13 protein-coding genes are annotated in these 14575 nt (G+C 73.1%); 4 read left to right on the forward strand and 9 right to left on the reverse strand.

Going from position 1 to position 14575, the window contains the following annotated elements; translation table 11 throughout:
• Positions 1-6: 6 nt before the first annotated feature.
• Complete coding sequence (locus FB388_RS36015) at positions 7-1002, forward strand: ICP22 family protein (RefSeq protein ID WP_142107133.1); 996 nt, start codon at positions 7-9, stop codon at positions 1000-1002.
• A gap of 10 nt (positions 1003-1012) precedes the next feature.
• On the opposite strand, the gene pyrE is transcribed toward FB388_RS36015, so the two are convergent.
• The 4 genes from pyrE to clpB all read right to left on the reverse strand — a co-directional run bounded on the left by pyrE (position 1013) and on the right by clpB (position 5739).
• The gene (gene pyrE, locus FB388_RS36020) at positions 1013-1585 is read right to left on the reverse strand and encodes an orotate phosphoribosyltransferase (RefSeq protein ID WP_142107134.1); all 573 of its coding nucleotides are present in this window, start codon (positions 1583-1585) and stop codon (positions 1013-1015) included.
• Positions 1582-2358, reverse strand: coding sequence for an SDR family NAD(P)-dependent oxidoreductase (locus tag FB388_RS36025; protein WP_142107135.1), 777 nt, complete (start codon positions 2356-2358; stop codon positions 1582-1584). The genes pyrE and FB388_RS36025 overlap by 4 nt, the downstream gene beginning before the upstream one ends.
• A gap of 23 nt (positions 2359-2381) precedes the next feature.
• Complete coding sequence (locus tag FB388_RS36030; protein ID WP_142107136.1) at positions 2382-3038, reverse strand: type III secretion system chaperone family protein; 657 nt, start codon at positions 3036-3038, stop codon at positions 2382-2384.
• A gap of 88 nt (positions 3039-3126) precedes the next feature.
• Positions 3127-5739 carry an ATP-dependent chaperone ClpB gene (gene clpB / locus FB388_RS36035; RefSeq protein ID WP_142107137.1) on the reverse strand — a complete coding sequence of 871 codons (2613 nt, stop codon included), beginning with the start codon at positions 5737-5739 and terminating at the stop codon, positions 3127-3129.
• Between the two features lie 248 nt (positions 5740-5987).
• Here clpB and FB388_RS36040 point away from each other — a divergent pair, with 248 nt between their 5' ends.
• Positions 5988-7217: an ATP-binding protein gene (locus FB388_RS36040; RefSeq protein WP_142107138.1), complete on the forward strand. Its 1230-nt coding sequence runs from the start codon at positions 5988-5990 to the stop codon at positions 7215-7217.
• Positions 7214-8251 carry a tetratricopeptide repeat protein gene (locus FB388_RS36045; protein WP_142107139.1) on the forward strand — a complete coding sequence of 346 codons (1038 nt, stop codon included), beginning with the start codon at positions 7214-7216 and terminating at the stop codon, positions 8249-8251. The genes FB388_RS36040 and FB388_RS36045 overlap by 4 nt, the downstream gene beginning before the upstream one ends.
• A 32-nt stretch (positions 8252-8283) precedes the next feature.
• Here the strand turns inward: FB388_RS36045 and FB388_RS36050 are convergent, their stop codons facing one another.
• Complete coding sequence (locus tag FB388_RS36050; RefSeq protein ID WP_246122709.1) at positions 8284-9054, reverse strand: pyridoxamine 5'-phosphate oxidase family protein; 771 nt, start codon at positions 9052-9054, stop codon at positions 8284-8286.
• A 118-nt stretch (positions 9055-9172) separates the two neighbouring features.
• Here FB388_RS36050 and FB388_RS36055 point away from each other — a divergent pair, with 118 nt between their 5' ends.
• Positions 9173-10348: a globin domain-containing protein gene (locus tag FB388_RS36055; RefSeq protein WP_142107141.1), complete on the forward strand. Its 1176-nt coding sequence runs from the start codon at positions 9173-9175 to the stop codon at positions 10346-10348.
• Positions 10349-10401: 53 nt separating this feature from the next.
• On the opposite strand, the gene FB388_RS36060 is transcribed toward FB388_RS36055, so the two are convergent.
• From FB388_RS36060 to FB388_RS36075, 4 genes are read right to left on the reverse strand one after another with little or no spacing between them, the layout of a single operon-like run.
• Positions 10402-11211, reverse strand: a complete 810-nt coding sequence (locus tag FB388_RS36060; RefSeq protein WP_170225994.1) for a TauD/TfdA family dioxygenase — start codon at positions 11209-11211, stop codon at positions 10402-10404.
• Positions 11212-11246: 35 nt separating this feature from the next.
• Positions 11247-12020, reverse strand: a complete 774-nt coding sequence (locus FB388_RS36065) for an ABC transporter permease (protein WP_142107143.1) — start codon at positions 12018-12020, stop codon at positions 11247-11249.
• Positions 12017-12952, reverse strand: a complete 936-nt coding sequence (locus tag FB388_RS36070; RefSeq protein ID WP_142107144.1) for an ABC transporter permease — start codon at positions 12950-12952, stop codon at positions 12017-12019. Before FB388_RS36070 ends, FB388_RS36065 begins: the two co-directional genes overlap by 4 nt.
• Positions 12949-14490, reverse strand: coding sequence for an ABC transporter substrate-binding protein (locus FB388_RS36075; RefSeq protein WP_142107145.1), 1542 nt, complete (start codon positions 14488-14490; stop codon positions 12949-12951). Before FB388_RS36075 ends, FB388_RS36070 begins: the two co-directional genes overlap by 4 nt.
• Positions 14491-14575 lie beyond the last annotated feature (85 nt).

Raw genomic sequence — 14575 nt, forward strand, 5'->3', positions numbered from 1 at the left:
GGACCCATGTCCCCGTACAGCACCGCCCGGCGTCCCTCGAGCGCTCGCAAGATCGCGCTCTGCGCTGCAGCCGTCGTGGTGACGCTCCTCCCCACCGCGTGCGGAACCGCACTCGCCGACAGCGGCGACTCCGCCCAGGCCACGGTGGAAGTTGGTGGTGCCGACGCTGCTGAGCCGGTCGACGACGAGGACGGCACCGCCGTGGAGGGCGGAGCCGACGAGGAGGGCGGAGCCGACGAGGGGGGCGGCGCCGACGAGGAGCAGCCCGGCGGCTCCGATGGCGACGATGACCCCGCCGAGGACGGAAACGCCTCGGAGGACGAGTCCCCGGCGCAGAACGACGGGGACGACGCACGCGACGAGAACGACCCGGGGAACGGCCGCGACGAGGAGCGGAAGGCGCCTCCCGCCGACGAGGAGAACAAGGAGAACGAGGAGAACGGGGACGACGACAACGACGAGCTCGACGTCCTCGGCACGGACTGCACCAACAGCAGGCTGGAACCGCACACCGGGTTCGAGGTGGCACCGGCCTGCGTCTCGACCTCCTTCGGCGAGGTCCCGGCGGAGGATGACAGCCCGTCGCTGCTCATCACGGACGCCCCGCAGACCGTGGCCGTCGACCAGGAGTTCACGATCTCGGTGAGCACCCGCAACCTCGTCCGCGACCGCTTCCTCGGCGCCGCCGCAGGCGGCTACTACCGGGAGAGCTCGTTCCTCAACGACGACGGCATCCAGCGCGGCCACTTCCACACGGCCTGCCGCATGCTCGAGAGCACCGATGAGGCGCCCGACGCGGCACCGGCCCCGGAGTTCTTCCTGGCCACCCAGGACAACGGCGGCGGCGAGGCCCCGGACACCGTGAACATCACGGTGAGCGGCCTACCGGCCGGCACCGCCCAGTGCGCGGTGTGGGCCGGCGACGGGTCGCACCGCCTCCCGATGATGCAGCGGGCGAACCAGACCCCGGCCTTCGACGTGGTTCGCATCTCCGTCGAGTAGGAGCCTGCTGTCAGGCCAGGCCGATGTCGGCGAGGCCGAGCAGTGCGCGGTAGGGCACACCTTCGGCCTCGATCGCCTCACGGGCTCCGGTGTCGCGATCCACGACGGTCGCGACGCCGGCGATCTCGGCCCCGGCCTCCCGCACCGCGCGGACGGCGGTGAGCACCGAGGCGCCGGTCGTAGAGGTGTCCTCAACGACGAGCACCCGGCGGCCCGCGACGTCCGGTCCCTCGATGAGCCGCTGCATCCCGTGCTGCTTCGTCGACTTGCGGACGACGAACGCGTCCACCGGCGGCGTCTCGGGCGCGACGGCCCGCTCGGCCGCCGCGGCGTGCAGCACGGCATCCGCCACGGGGTCGGCCCCGAGGGTGAGGCCGCCGACCGCGGAGTACTCCCAGTCGGCGGTGAGCACCCGCAGGAGGCGCCCGACGAGCGGGGCGGCCCGGTGTTCCAGCGTGACCCGGCGCAGGTCCACGTAGTAGTCGGCCTCCGCGCCGGAGGACAACGTGACCCGCTCGTGCACGACACCCAGCTCGCGGACGAGCGCGGCCAGCTGCTCGCGCTCCGTGTCCGCCGTGCTCATCGCCGCCCCCTGCCCCGCTCGGCCGCCGCCATGACGCGGCGCAGCACCGGCCGCGGCAGCAGGTCGACGAGCACGGCGAGCGCTTTGTACTGCGGGCTCGGCACGGACACCACCTTCCCCCTCGCCAGGTCGGCGAGGCACTCCTCCACGACGCGCTCCGCCTCCAGCCACAGCAGGCCGCGGCGCGCGCCCATGTCCATCCCGGCACGCTCGTGGAACTCCGTGCGCACGAACCCGGGGCACAGCACCATCGCCCGCACGCCGGTGCCGGCGAGCGTGGCGGCGAGGCCCTCGGTGAAGACCGTCACCCACGCCTTCTCCGCCGTGTAGGTCGAGCCGCTGCCGGTGACCAGGCCGAGCATGCTCGCCACGTTCACCACGGCTCCGCGCCCCCGCTGGACCATCCCGGGCAGGGCGGCCCTCGTCAGCTGCAGCACCGCGGTGACGTTGAGGTCGTGCTGGCCGAGGATGGCGGCCGGGTCGGCCTTCAGGAAGGGCTGCCGCTGCCCGGCGCCCGCGTTGTTGACCAGCAGGTCGACCGGGGCGTCCTGGTCGGCCAGCCGCGCCGCGACCCGTTCCCGGCCCTCCACGGTGCTGAGGTCGGCCACCAGCACCTCGGCGGTCACCCCGCGCTCGCGGTGGCGGGCCGCGGCCGCTTCCAGCCGGTCGCCGTCGCGGGCGACGAGAACGAGGTCGCGGCCGTCCCGGGCGAGCCGCGCCGCGAACGCGGCGCCGATCCCGGATGTCGCGCCGGTGATCAATGCGGTGGGCACGTGCCGACCCTACTGACCCGGGATCACGACTCCTTGCGGAGGCGGACCCCCAGCCCCTGCTCGAGCGCGGTGGCGAACTCGGCGAGGTCGGCGAGCAGGTCCTGCACCCGCTCGGCGCTCGAGCTCAGCGGCGCGGTTGCGAGCACCCACGACTCCTCGGCCCAGAGCAGCTCGACGTCGTCGCCGAGCGTGTCGGCCGCGGTGGCGAGCCGGGGCGTCAGCAGCGGACGCACCGCGGCGGCGTCCGAGACGAACGCGTACCGCTCGCCGACCGGCTGGAGCAGGTCGAGCCCGGCGTCGTCGGGCAGCGGGGCGGACGGGAGGCGCAGCTCGACCGCGGCCGGCAGCGGCTCCTGAAGCTGCACCGCCACCAGGATCGACGTGAGCCGCCCGGCCTGCTCGTGGTCGAACACGTACGCCATGCGGGGCCCGTCCGGCGTGGGCACGTCCCCGCTGATCAGGTTGCGGGCCACACCGGGTCCGCCCTGGTGGATGGTGCCGTAGCGCCAGCGGCTGGGGAGCACCGGATCGGTGTCGAGGAACTCCCAGCCGCGCAGGGCGGCCCACCGCTTCCGGTCCTTCGCCCCCGAGCCGCGACGGCTGTCGGCCAGCAGCAAGGCGGCGCCGATCAACAGCGCGATCACGGCGATGACGAACCACACCGTCGACGAAAGACCCACGGTCGAGCAGCGTAGCCCGGTAGGGGCCCGACAAGCCGGAACGCCACGCATGATCGGGCCGGGCTTCGAACGCCCGGCCCGATCACGGTCAGCCCATGGTGACGGGCAGTCCCCTGCCGACGATCAGCGCACCGGTGCCGCCCTCTGCGGTGGGGTCGAGGTCGACCCGCACGGTGTCGCCCTCGCGGACCTCCCCGGCCAGCAGCTCCCTGGCCAGCTGGTCGCCGATCGCGGACTGGACCAGCCTGCGCAGCGGCCGCGCCCCGTAGACCGGGTCGAACCCGTTGAGCGCGAGCCACTCCCGCCCCGCGTCGGTGACCTCCAGGCTGAGCCTGCGCTTCGCCAGCCGCTCGCGCAGCCGGTCGAGCTGGATGTCGACGATCGCGGTGAGCTCCTCGGTGGACAGCGCGTGGAACACCACGACGTCGTCGAGCCGGTTCAGGAACTCGGGCTTGAAGTGCTGCCGGACGATCGTCATCACGGCGTCGTTGCGGCCCCGGTCGTCGAGCGCCGGGTCGGCGATGGCCTGCGAGCCCAGGTTCGAGGTGAGCACGAGGATCGTGTTGCGGAAGTCGACCGTGCGCCCCTGCCCGTCGGTGAGCCTGCCGTCGTCGAGCACCTGCAGCAGCGTGTCGAACACGTCCGAGTGCGCCTTCTCGACCTCGTCGAACAGCACCACCGAGTACGGGCGCCTGCGCACGGCCTCGGTGAGCTGGCCGCCCTGGTCGTAGCCGACGTAGCCGGGCGGGGCACCGACGAGGCGGGCCACCGAGTGCTTCTCGGAGTACTCGCTCATGTCGATGCGGATCATCGCCCGCTCGTCGTCGAACAGGAACTCGGCGAGGGCCTTGGCCAGCTCGGTCTTGCCGACACCGGTGGGACCGAGGAACAGGAACGACCCGGTCGGCCGGTTCTCGTCGGAGATCCCGGCGCGGGCGCGCCGCACCGCGTCGGACACCGCACGCACGGCCTCCGCCTGGCCGACCACGCGCCTGCCGAGCTCGTCCTCCATGCGCAGCAGCTTCGCGGTCTCGCCCTCGAGCAGCCGACCTGCCGGGATGCCGGTCCATGCGGACACGACGTCGGCGACGTCGTCCGGGCCGACCTCCTCCTTGAGCATCACGTCGGCGTCGGGGGCGGTGACGGCCGTGGCCTCGGCCAGCTTCTTCTCCAGCGCCGGGATGCGGCCGTAGCGCAGCTCGGCGGCCTTGCCCAGGTCACCGTCGCGTTCGGCGCGCTCCGACTCGCCGCGCAGCCCTTCCAGCTGCTCCTTCAGCTCGCGCACGGACTCGATGGCGTGCTTCTCGTTCTGCCACCGGGCGGTGAGCGCGGACAGCTCCTCGCGCTGCTCGGCCAGCTCCGCGCGCAGTGAGGCCAGCCGGTCGACGGACGCCGGATCCGATTCCTTCTCCAGCGCCATCTCCTCGATCTCCAGCCGGCGCACGGCGCGCTCCACCGTGTCGATCTCGACGGGCCGGGAGTCGATCTCCATCCGGAGCCGGGACGCGGCCTCGTCGACGAGGTCGATCGCCTTGTCCGGCAGGAACCGGGCCGTTATGTAGCGGTCGGACAGCGCGGCGGCCGCCACGAGCGCGGCGTCGGTGATCCGGACGCCGTGGTGCACCTCGTAGCGCTCCTTGAGGCCGCGCAGGATGCCGACGGTGTCCTCCACCGAGGGCTCGCCGACCAGCACCTGCTGGAACCGCCGCTCGAGGGCCGGGTCCTTCTCGATGCGCTGGCGGTACTCGTCGAGCGTGGTGGCGCCGACCATCCGCAGCTCGCCGCGGGCGAGCATCGGCTTGATCATGTTGCCGGCGTCCATCGCACCCTCGCCGGTGGCCCCGGCACCGACGATCGTGTGCAGCTCGTCGATGAACGTGACGACCTCACCGGCGCTGTCGGTGATCTCCTTGAGCACGGCCTTCAGCCGTTCCTCGAACTCACCGCGGTACTTCGCGCCCGCGACCATCGCGCCCAGGTCGAGCGCAACGACCCGCTTGCCGCGCAGCGACTCGGGCACGTCGCCCGCCACGATGCGCTGGGCGAGGCCCTCGACGATGGCGGTCTTGCCGACGCCGGGCTCGCCGATCAGCACGGGGTTGTTCTTGGTGCGCCGCGACAGCACCTGCACGACGCGGCGGATCTCGGTGTCGCGCCCGATCACCGGATCGAGCTCGCCCTTGCGCGCGCGCTCGGTGAGGTCGACGCCGTACTTCTCCAGGGCCTGGTAGGTGCCCTCCGGGTCGGGACTGGTGACCCGGCTCGACCCGCGGACCTTGGAGAAGGCCTCCCGCAGGGCGTCGGGAGTGGCGCCGTGGCGGCGCAGCAGGTCGGCGACCTGGCTGGGAGCCGACGCCAGTCCGACCAGCAGGTGCTCGGTGGAGACGTACTCGTCGCCCATCTCGGTGGCGAGCTGCTGGGCCGACCTGATCGCGGCCAGCGCCTCGCGGGAGAGCTCGGGGGCCCTCACCGTGGAGCCCGACGCCGAGGGCAGCCGGTTGCCGAGCTGCGTGAGCTCGCTGCGGACGGCAGCCGCGTCTGCGCCTACCGCGGCGAGCAGCGGCGCGGCGATACCGTCGGTCTGGGCCAGCAGCGCGCCGAGCAGGTGCGTCGGGCCCACGTCCGGGTTGCCGGCGAGGGCCGCCGCCTGCGCCGCGGCCGAGATGGCCTGCTGCGTCTTGGTGGTGGGGTTGAAATCCATCCCCTCGGTTCCTCCTGCACGTGGTCCGTCCGGGCACCATCGTGCCCGTCGAAAGTGACAACGTGAGGAAAGTTGAGTGTGTTCCGCTCAAGGGCCACTCTTCCGTGCCTGATTGCCTCCGCTCCGCTCCGGCGGGCTCCCGGGCCCTGTGACCCCGTCTTGCTCCTCCGGTGCTCGGCCGCTCGTCCCTCGCGCCCTGCGCGCCTCCCCCGCAAGACGGCGTCGGCCCGCGAGCGATACTCGGCCCGATGCCTGACGACGTACTCCTCACCAGCCTGCTCGCCGCGGTCGACGCCGCGCCCGACGACGTCCCGCTGCGGCTGCACGTGGCCGGCCTCCTCGCCGAGCGCGGGCGGCCCGCCGAGGCACTGCAGCACTGCAGCCAGGCGATCGCCCGCGACCCGGGCAACGCCGATGCGCTCGCGCTGCTGCAACGGCTCACGACCGCGATCGCCCCTCCGGCCACCCCGACCGCTCCGCCCACTCCCCGGCCCGAGCCGCAACGGCTGGACGGGTTCGACTGGGCCCAGGCCGAGGACGAGGTCGCCGACATCGCGGAGCCGGTCCCCGCCGAGGACGACGCCCCGAGCCCGGTGGTCGAGGACATCGAGCAGCCGGGCATCCGACTGGCGGACGTCGGCGGCATGCAGCAGGTCAAGGAGCGCCTCGAGCTCTCCTTCCTCGGCCCGATGCGCAACCCGCAGCTCGCCAAGGCGTTCGGCAAGAGCCTGAGCGGCGGCCTCCTGCTGTACGGCCCGCCGGGATGCGGCAAGACGTTCATCGCGCGGGCGGTTGCGGGTGAGCTCGGGGCGAGCTTCTTCAGCGTCGGGATCTCCGACGTCCTCGACATGTACACCGGGCAGAGCGAGCGCAACCTCGCCCGGATCTTCGCCGAGGCCCGCCGTCGCGCCCCCTGCGTGCTGTTCTTCGACGAGCTGGACGCTCTCGGCCAGAAGCGCTCGCACCTCGCGCACTCCAGCAGCATGCGCAACACCGTCAACCAGCTGCTCGCCGAGATGGACTCGGTCGCCGCCGACAACGACGGCGTGTTCGTGCTCGGCGCCACCAACCACCCGTGGGACATCGACAGCGCGCTCCGCAGGCCCGGCCGGTTCGACCGCGTGGTGCTCGTGCTCCCGCCCGACGCGCCCGCGCGTGCCGCGATCCTGCGCTACCACCTGCGGGACCGCCCGGTGGCGGAGGTGAACCTCGACCGCGTCGTCAAGCTCACGGAGCACTTCTCGGGCGCCGACCTCGCGCACGTCTGCACCACCGCGGCCGAGCGCGCGCTCGCGCTCTCGATGCGGGACGGCCGGCTGCACGCGCTCACGACGAAGGACCTCGAGTCGGCGATCAGGGAGATCCGGCCGAGCACCGGGCCGTGGTTCGCCACCGCCCGCAACGTGGTGGCGTTCGCCAACACCGACGGCGAGTACGACGACCTGGCCGCGTACCTGCGGAAGAACAAGAGGCTGTGAGCGCAGCGGGGAGCGCATCGGCGCTGGAGCGCGCCGTGCACCTGCGCCTGCTCCACCGGCTCGACGACGCGGAGCGGACGCTGCGCGAGGCGTTGGCGACCTCACCCGAGGACCCCGACCTGCTGGCCGAGCTGGCGTGGGTGCTGTACCTGGCCGAGCGGCCCGCGGAGGGACTCCCCGCCGCGGAGGCGGCGATCGCCCTCGCGCCCGGGCAGGCCCACTTCCACCAGTACCGGGCCGCGCTGCTCTCCGACCTGAAGCGGCACCACGATGCCGTGCAGGCCGCGTTCACGGCGAGATCACTGCGACCGGACGATCCCAAGATCGCCCGAACCTGCGCGCGGGTGCTCGTCCGCGCCGGCCGGAAGCACGAGGCCTACGAGGCCGCGCGGCAGGCCGTGGCGCTCGAGCCGGAGTCCGCGTTCTCGCACCTCCTCGTCGCCGACGCCGCCGACGAGCTCCGCGACCGGGTCACCGCGCGCCGCGCCTACGAGGAGGCGCTGCGGCTGGACCCGCAGAACGCCATGGCCCGCCACGACCTGGCCGTGCTCGACATCAACACCGGTCACCTGGCACGTGGGCTGCGCGGCCTCGTCGAGGCCGGGGAGCTGGACCCCACGATGCCGATCGTGCTGCGAACGGTCACCCACGTGGTCTGGAAGCTGTCGTGGCGGCTGAGGATGCTCTTCATCCCGGCGACGATCGCGTGCGTGGTGGCCTCGGGTGCCCAGCCGGACGAGCCGACCTGGTCGGCCCGCACCGCCGCCGGGTTCTCGCTGCTGGCGATCGGGCTGCTCGCCTGGTGGACCGTGCGCGGCCTCCCCGCCGGGGTCCGGCCCGCGGTGCTGGCCGCCCTGCGCGCCGACGGCCCGCTCCGCGTCACCTACCTGGGCATAGCCGCGTGCCTGCTCCTCTTCCTCGCGGTGGCGGTCACGGGCTTCGGCCTCTTCGCCGGGTTGGTGTGGCTCGTGCTGGGCCTGCTCGGGGTGCTGGCGCTGGTCGTCGGCGCGGTACGCAGGTTGCGCGCTCGCTGATCGGGCTGCTCCGGTTCCACGTGAAACTTCCGTCAACGGGGCCGCAGGATCCGCGAGCTGCCCCCGCCCAGGTGCGTGGTGCTCGGGAACCGCTTGCGACCGGCGTGGGGGCGCGGCCGCCACCGCGGCGTCTCCTTGGCCCGGAAGTAGTCGCCGCCCTTGCGGCCCGGGTCGTCGGTGCCCCACTCGCGCTTCTCGTGCACGCGCGCCATGCGCGGGATGTGCTTGCGGCAGTGGACGTAGGCCTCCTCGACCTCGACGACGACCCACCGCTCCGCCCGCCTGCCGTTCTCCGTGTCCGGCGGGACCTGCGGGAACGCCTCGGCGAACTCCTCCGCCTCCACGATCCGGGCGGTGCCGTTGACGTGCAGCCCGATGAGGTCCTCCTCGAAGTCGACCATCAGCAGGCCGATGTGGCCGTTCTCCGAGATGTTGCCGAGGCTCGCGTGCACCCCGTTGCCGCGGTACTCCGGGTACGCGAGCGTGCGGGCGTCGAGAACGCGGATGAACCCGGGAGGCCCGGCGCGCAGCGACGCGTCGCACTCACCGCGGGCATCCGCCGAGGCCACGAACACCATCTCCATCCGCTGGACGAACGCGACCATGGTCGGCAGCAGTCGATCACGGACCTGGTCGGCGTAGAAGCGGCGAGCGCGCGCCTCCGTGCCGTAAGCGCATTGCAGCGCGTGCTCACCCGTCGATCCGGGGACCGGATCGCACTCGACGGACCGTTCCGGCTCCGCGACGGTGCGATGGACGGTCGGCGGGCAGGTCTGAACGACAGCTTGGGTTGGGGGAGCCACCTCACCACCGTGCCACCCGAGCGCTGAAGAGTCACCGAAAGGCGTCACGCGCGATAAACTGCCCGCCGGACCCCGGTCCGCGCTCCCCGTTCCGACGAGCAGGAAGAAGCCGGCCTTCATGACCGCTGAACAGTTGCTCACGGCTGACCTCCACAGCATCGGTGAGCCGCGCGGTGAAGAGCACGGACGGGCACAGCTCATCAGGGACACCTGGGCGGAGGTCGAGCCGAGGGTCGAGGAGATGGGCCGGCTCTTCTACGCCACCCTGTTCCGGATCGCCCCGGAGAGCCGAGACCTGTTCCCGGTGAACATGGAGGTCCAGCGCAGCCGGCTGATGCGCGCGCTCGTCCACGTCGTGCAGATGATCGACCAGCCCGACGAGCTCGTGCCCTTCCTCGAGCAGCTCGGGCGCGACCACCGCAAGTTCGGGGTGGTCGCCCAGCACTACGAGGCGGTCGGCGAGGCATTGTTCACCGCCATCGGCACCACGGCGGGCCCCTCCATCTGGACCCCCGCGGTACGCGACGCCTGGGTCGACGCCTACGCCGTGGTGTCCACCGCCATGCGCGCAGCGGCCCAGGCCGAACGGGGGCCGGCGTCGTGGCTCGGCCGGGTGGTCGCGCACGAACGCCTCGGCTGGGACCTCGCGATCATCACCGTCCAGCCGGGCGAGCCCGTCCCGTACCGCGCAGGCCAGTACGTCAGCATCGAGACCCCGCAGCGCCCGCGGCTGTGGCGTTACCTGTCGCCAGCCAACGCACCGCGCGAGGACGGCACCCTCGAGTTCCACGTCCGCGCCGTCGACGGCGGCTGGGTGAGCCGCGCCATCGTCGCCCACTCCCGCATCGGCGACACCTGGCGCATCGGCCCCCCGATGGGGCGCATGCACGTCGACCCCGCCAGCGAACGCGACCTGCTGATGGTCAGCGGCGGCACCGGCATCGCACCCATCAAGGCCCTGCTCGAGGAGATCGCCGAGCGGCCGGAGCAACCCCGCACCCAGGTGTTCGTCGGGGGTCGCACCTGGGACGACCTCTACGACTTCACCAGCCTCCGCAAGTTCTCCTACAGCAACACCTGGCTGGACGTCATCCCCGTCGTCGAGGACGACCAGGGCACCTCCGGGGCCGAGCGCGGCACCCTCGCCGACGTCGTCACCCGGTACGGGGCGTGGTCCGACCACGATGTACTGGTCTGCGGCTCGCCTGCCATGATCCGGGCCACGGTCTCCCGGATGCTGGTGGCCGGCACGCCGCTCGACCGGATCAAGTACGACCCGTTCACGATGGACTGACGAGCAACTCCGATCGCGCGGCGCGTCCAGTAGGCGCGATGCACCGCAGCCGACTACCAGGCGTCCGCCGAGCGGACGGCGAGAACGTGCAGCTCGCGGGTTCCGCGGAACGCGTCGCGGCCGTGCAGGAAGCGGTAGTTGTCGAGCGCCAGTAGATCGCCCGCCTCCAGGCGGAAGCGCGGAGCGCACTCGAACGCGGTGGCGAGCACGTCGGCGTACTCGTCGAGGAACGCCATGTGCTCGTCCCAACGCGGCTCGCGCGGAACCGGGGCGGCGTAGTCGCTCGCGCGCACGACGCGCCGGCCGCCCCGGGTCCACTCGACGAGCCTTCGGACGAGCGGGGTCGCCGGCACCCCCCGGGCCGGCGTCCGCCATCCGCCGAAGTAGTCGACGTCGTTGCGGGTGAGGAACCCGTGCAGGTCCGGCGCGACCTCGGCGAGCCGGTCGACGAGGGCGTACGCGTCGATCAGCACCGAGTCGCCGCCGGAGGGCGCGGGGGACGAGCAGAGCATGTAGAGGTAGTCCTCGTCCGGCTCGCGCAGGGGAACGCGGCGGCCGTGGACCTCGACCACGACGTTCGCGCCGTCCGAGTGCAGCCCGAGCGCCGGGCTGTCGGTGCCGCCCTGCGGGCGGATTCCGGTCAGCGCGCGGAGCCGGCCGCCGAGGGTCCGGGCGGCCGCGATCGCGAGCTCGTCGGGGTCGGTCGGCGTGTTCGGCACGATCACCGCGCCGTCGCGCTCGAACACGGCGCGGCTCTGCACCAGGTCGACCCGGGCCGGCACGACGCCGACCGCGCCGAGCGCTTCCTTCAGGTCGGGCCGCACCGTCCCCACCCTGCGGCCGCTCGCCTCGATCGTCGCCACCCGCGCTCCTGTCGCCAATAATCTGCAACAGCACCTTATGTGCTACCCCAGCGCCGCTCCAAACGGCGGCCGAGCACGGTGACGAAGGTCGCCGCGGCCACGATCGCCGTGGCCGGCAACAACACCAGCTGCGGGGCGAGGAACATGAACTGCCGCCCCTCCGCCAGCATCACCCCCCACTCGGGCGTCGGCGGCTGCACGCCGAGGCCGAGGAACGACAGCCCGGCGATCGAGAGCAGCACGTTCGCGAACCGCAGGCACGCGTGCGCCACGAGCGGTCGCAGCGCGTTCGGGAGGACGTGCCGCACGGCGATGCGGACCGGTCCGGCGCCGATCGCCACCGCGCCCTCGACGTACTCCCTGGCGCGCTCGCGCACCGTGAGGTGGTGTGCGAGCCGCGCGAACGGCGACCAGCCGGTGACGAGGACGGCGAGCAGCAGCGTGCCGGTGCCCGGGCCTCCCACTGCCGCGATGACCAGCCCGACGACGATCGCGGGGATGGCGACGAGGACGTCGACGGCCCGCTGCACGAGCCCGGCAGCCACGCCGCCCGCGTAGCCGGAGAGCAACCCGGCGGCCGTGCCGAGCACGGTGCAGACGGCCAGGGCGACCCCGGTGAGCCCGACCGAGATCCACGCGCCGTCGACCAGCCGGGCGAGCACGTCGCGGCCGAGGTGGTCGGTGCCCAGCGGGTGGGCGAGCGACGGCGCGGCGAAGCGGTCGGCGAGGTCGGTGGCCAACCCGTCCAACGGAAGCAGCCACGCGGCCGCGACCGCGAGCACGACCACGGCGACGTCCGCCCGCCTCATCGCGGCACCGACGCGCGGGCGACCGGGTCGAGCGCCAGTTGCAGCACCTCGGCGGCCAGCGCGGCCAGCACCGCGATCAGCACGACGGCGAGCAGCCCGGCCTGGACGACCGGCAGGTCCTGGCCGATCACGGCGTCGTAGAGCAGCCGGCCCAGTCCCGGCACGGCGAACACCACCTCGACGACGACAGCGCCGCTGAGCAGGCCCGCGAAGAACAGCCCCGAGAGCGAGGTGACGGAGGTGAGCGCCAGCCGGGCGGCGTGGCGCCACAGCACGACGCCGTCGGTGAGGCCCTTCGCGCGTGCCAGCACGACGTGCGGGCGCGACAGGACGTCGGCCGTCTCGGCCCGGGTGAGCTGCGCGGCCAGCGCCGCGGGGAACGTCGCGAGCGTCAGCGCGGGGAGCACGGCCTGCGCCGGGCTGCCCCATCCCAGCGCCGGCAGCAGCGGCACCGCAACCGCGAGCAGCAGGACCAGCACGGGCGCGAGGATGAACTCCGGCACGGCGACCCCCAGCACCGACGCCACCGTCACGACCCGGTCGACCAGCCCGCCCCTGCGGCGGGCTGCGTGCACACCCGCGGGGATCCCGATCGCCGCGGCGAGCACGAGCGCAAGCGTGGTGAGCACCGCCGACACGCCGAGCGCGGACGCGAGCTGCGGGGCGACCGGCGTCCGGGTCGCGTACGACAAGCCGAGGTCGCCGGTCAGGACGTGACCGAACCAGCGGAGGAACTGCTCCGGCAGCGGCCGGTCGAGCCCGAGCTCGGCCGCCACCCGCGCGGCGACCACCGGGTCGGGCTCGGCCTCCGCCACGCGGCTGCGCAGCACGGCGCGGACCGTGTCCACGCCCGTGAGCCGGGGCAGCAGGAAGATCAGCACGGACGCTGCGAGGACGACCGCGGGCACCGACACGAGGCGCCGGATGATCATCCGGTGATGGCGAGCTGGGGAGTCACCAGGCGCTTCGCCATCGGGTCGACCGTATAGCCGGTCACGTTCCGGGAGACGCCGTTCTCCAGCGAGTGCACGAGCGGAACCCCGACCGCGCCGTCCACGAGGATGCGTGCGGCCGCACGGAAGACCTCCTGCCGCGCGGCGACGTCGGTCGTGGTGTCGAGGCCTGCGACGAGCGAGTCGAACGCCTGCGAGCAGTGGTGGGCGATGTTGTACGACCCGTCGCAGGTGTAGTCGCTCCGCAACGTGGCGCCCGCGTCCGGCACGTCCGTGAGGTAGCTGCGGGAGAGGATGAACATGTCGTAGCGGCCGGCGAGCAGGTCCGGCTCCTGGGCGCCGTAGTCACCGATCTGGATCTCGGCGTCGATGCCGACATCGCGCAGCATCGCCTGCACAGCGGTGGCGAGGGTGGGCAGCTCCGGCCGGTTCTGGTAGGTCCAGAGCCGAACGTGCAGCGGGTTGTCCGGGCCGTGGCCCGCCTGGGCGAGCAGCGCCTTCGCCCCCTCGACGTCGGGTGCGGGCGCCGGTCCCCGGTCGCCCCACGCGACCGCGGGACCGAACAGCTCGGACGCCGGCGTCGCCGAGCCGGCGAGGGCCTGCTCCGCGAGTGCCGTCCGGTCGACGGCCCGGGCGACCGCCTGCCGGATCCGCACGTCGGAGAACGGGGCCGCGGCCTGGTTCATGAGGAGCGAGACGGTGCGCGGGGCGGCGATCGTCTGCTCGTCGAACCCGGAGCCCGCGGAGAACTCCAGGAGCGACGACTCGGGCAGCCCCTGTGCGATGTCGACGTCGCCCGCGCGGAGCGCGAGGGCCCGTGCGGCGGGGTCGTCGACGAACGTCGCGGTCACCCGCGCGAGTGCGGGCCGGCCACCCCAGTAGCCGTCGAACCGCTCGAGGACGGCCCGCTGGGTGCCCTCCACCGCGGTGAGCCGCATCGGGCCGGTGCCCGTGCCGATCACGGACGGCGCGCCACCGGTGTACGCCGATGAGGCGAGGATCGCCGCGTTCGGGCTGCTCATCCGCTGCGGGAGGATCGGGTCGGGACGCGCCGTGGTGATCCGCACCGCGTTCGCACCGTCCTCGACGACGGTCAGACCGAGCCCCCGCAGCGCACGTGGCGGAGCCGCCACCCCGGCCACGTGGCCGAGTGCGGTGACGACGGCAGCAGGTGTCAGTGGAGTGCCGTCGTGGAACGTCACTCCAGAACGGAGCACGAACCGCCACGTGAGCGGGTCGACCTGCGTCCAGGACTCCGCGAGCGCCGGCTGCACCCGGCCGTCGGCCGCCGCGCTGGTCAACGCCTCCGTGGCACCGAGCTGGGTGAGGATGAACGCGTCGTCGGTGTCGATCGCGTACCCCGAGCGCGGGGAGAACTGCGCGGCGATCCGCAGCTCGCCGTCGGGCACCGGGGTCCCGCTCGCGGCACCCGCCCCTCGGCCGCACGCCGCCACGAGCACGAGCACCGCCAGCACCGTCGCGAGGGGAGTGCACAGGGGCCGGAGGGGGGCGTGCATCGAAGGCCTTTCACACGATGGGGGAGGGGCGCAGCGATCATCTGCAGGTATGAACAACCTGTCAATCATGTGCGGCCATGTGCAT

Origin of the sequence: Pseudonocardia cypriaca (assembly GCF_006717045.1) — a bacterium.
Taxonomy (GTDB): domain Bacteria; phylum Actinomycetota; class Actinomycetes; order Mycobacteriales; family Pseudonocardiaceae; genus Pseudonocardia; species Pseudonocardia cypriaca.

Excerpts from the sequence above, each read along its gene's own strand:
- pyrE (WP_142107134.1), bottom strand. The coding sequence starts at position 1,585 with ATGAGCACGGCGGACACGGAGCGCGAGCAGCTGGCCGCGCTCGTCCGC.
- clpB (WP_142107137.1), bottom strand. The coding sequence starts at position 5,739 with ATGGATTTCAACCCCACCACCAAGACGCAGCAGGCCATCTCGGCCGCG.
- FB388_RS36055 (WP_142107141.1), top strand. The coding sequence starts at position 9,173 with ATGACCGCTGAACAGTTGCTCACGGCTGACCTCCACAGCATCGGTGAG.
- FB388_RS36015 (WP_142107133.1), top strand. The coding sequence starts at position 7 with ATGTCCCCGTACAGCACCGCCCGGCGTCCCTCGAGCGCTCGCAAGATC.
- FB388_RS36070 (WP_142107144.1), bottom strand. The coding sequence starts at position 12,952 with ATGATCATCCGGCGCCTCGTGTCGGTGCCCGCGGTCGTCCTCGCAGCG.
- FB388_RS36075 (WP_142107145.1), bottom strand. The coding sequence starts at position 14,490 with ATGCACGCCCCCCTCCGGCCCCTGTGCACTCCCCTCGCGACGGTGCTG.
- FB388_RS36040 (WP_142107138.1), top strand. The coding sequence starts at position 5,988 with ATGCCTGACGACGTACTCCTCACCAGCCTGCTCGCCGCGGTCGACGCC.
- FB388_RS36065 (WP_142107143.1), bottom strand. The coding sequence starts at position 12,020 with ATGAGGCGGGCGGACGTCGCCGTGGTCGTGCTCGCGGTCGCGGCCGCG.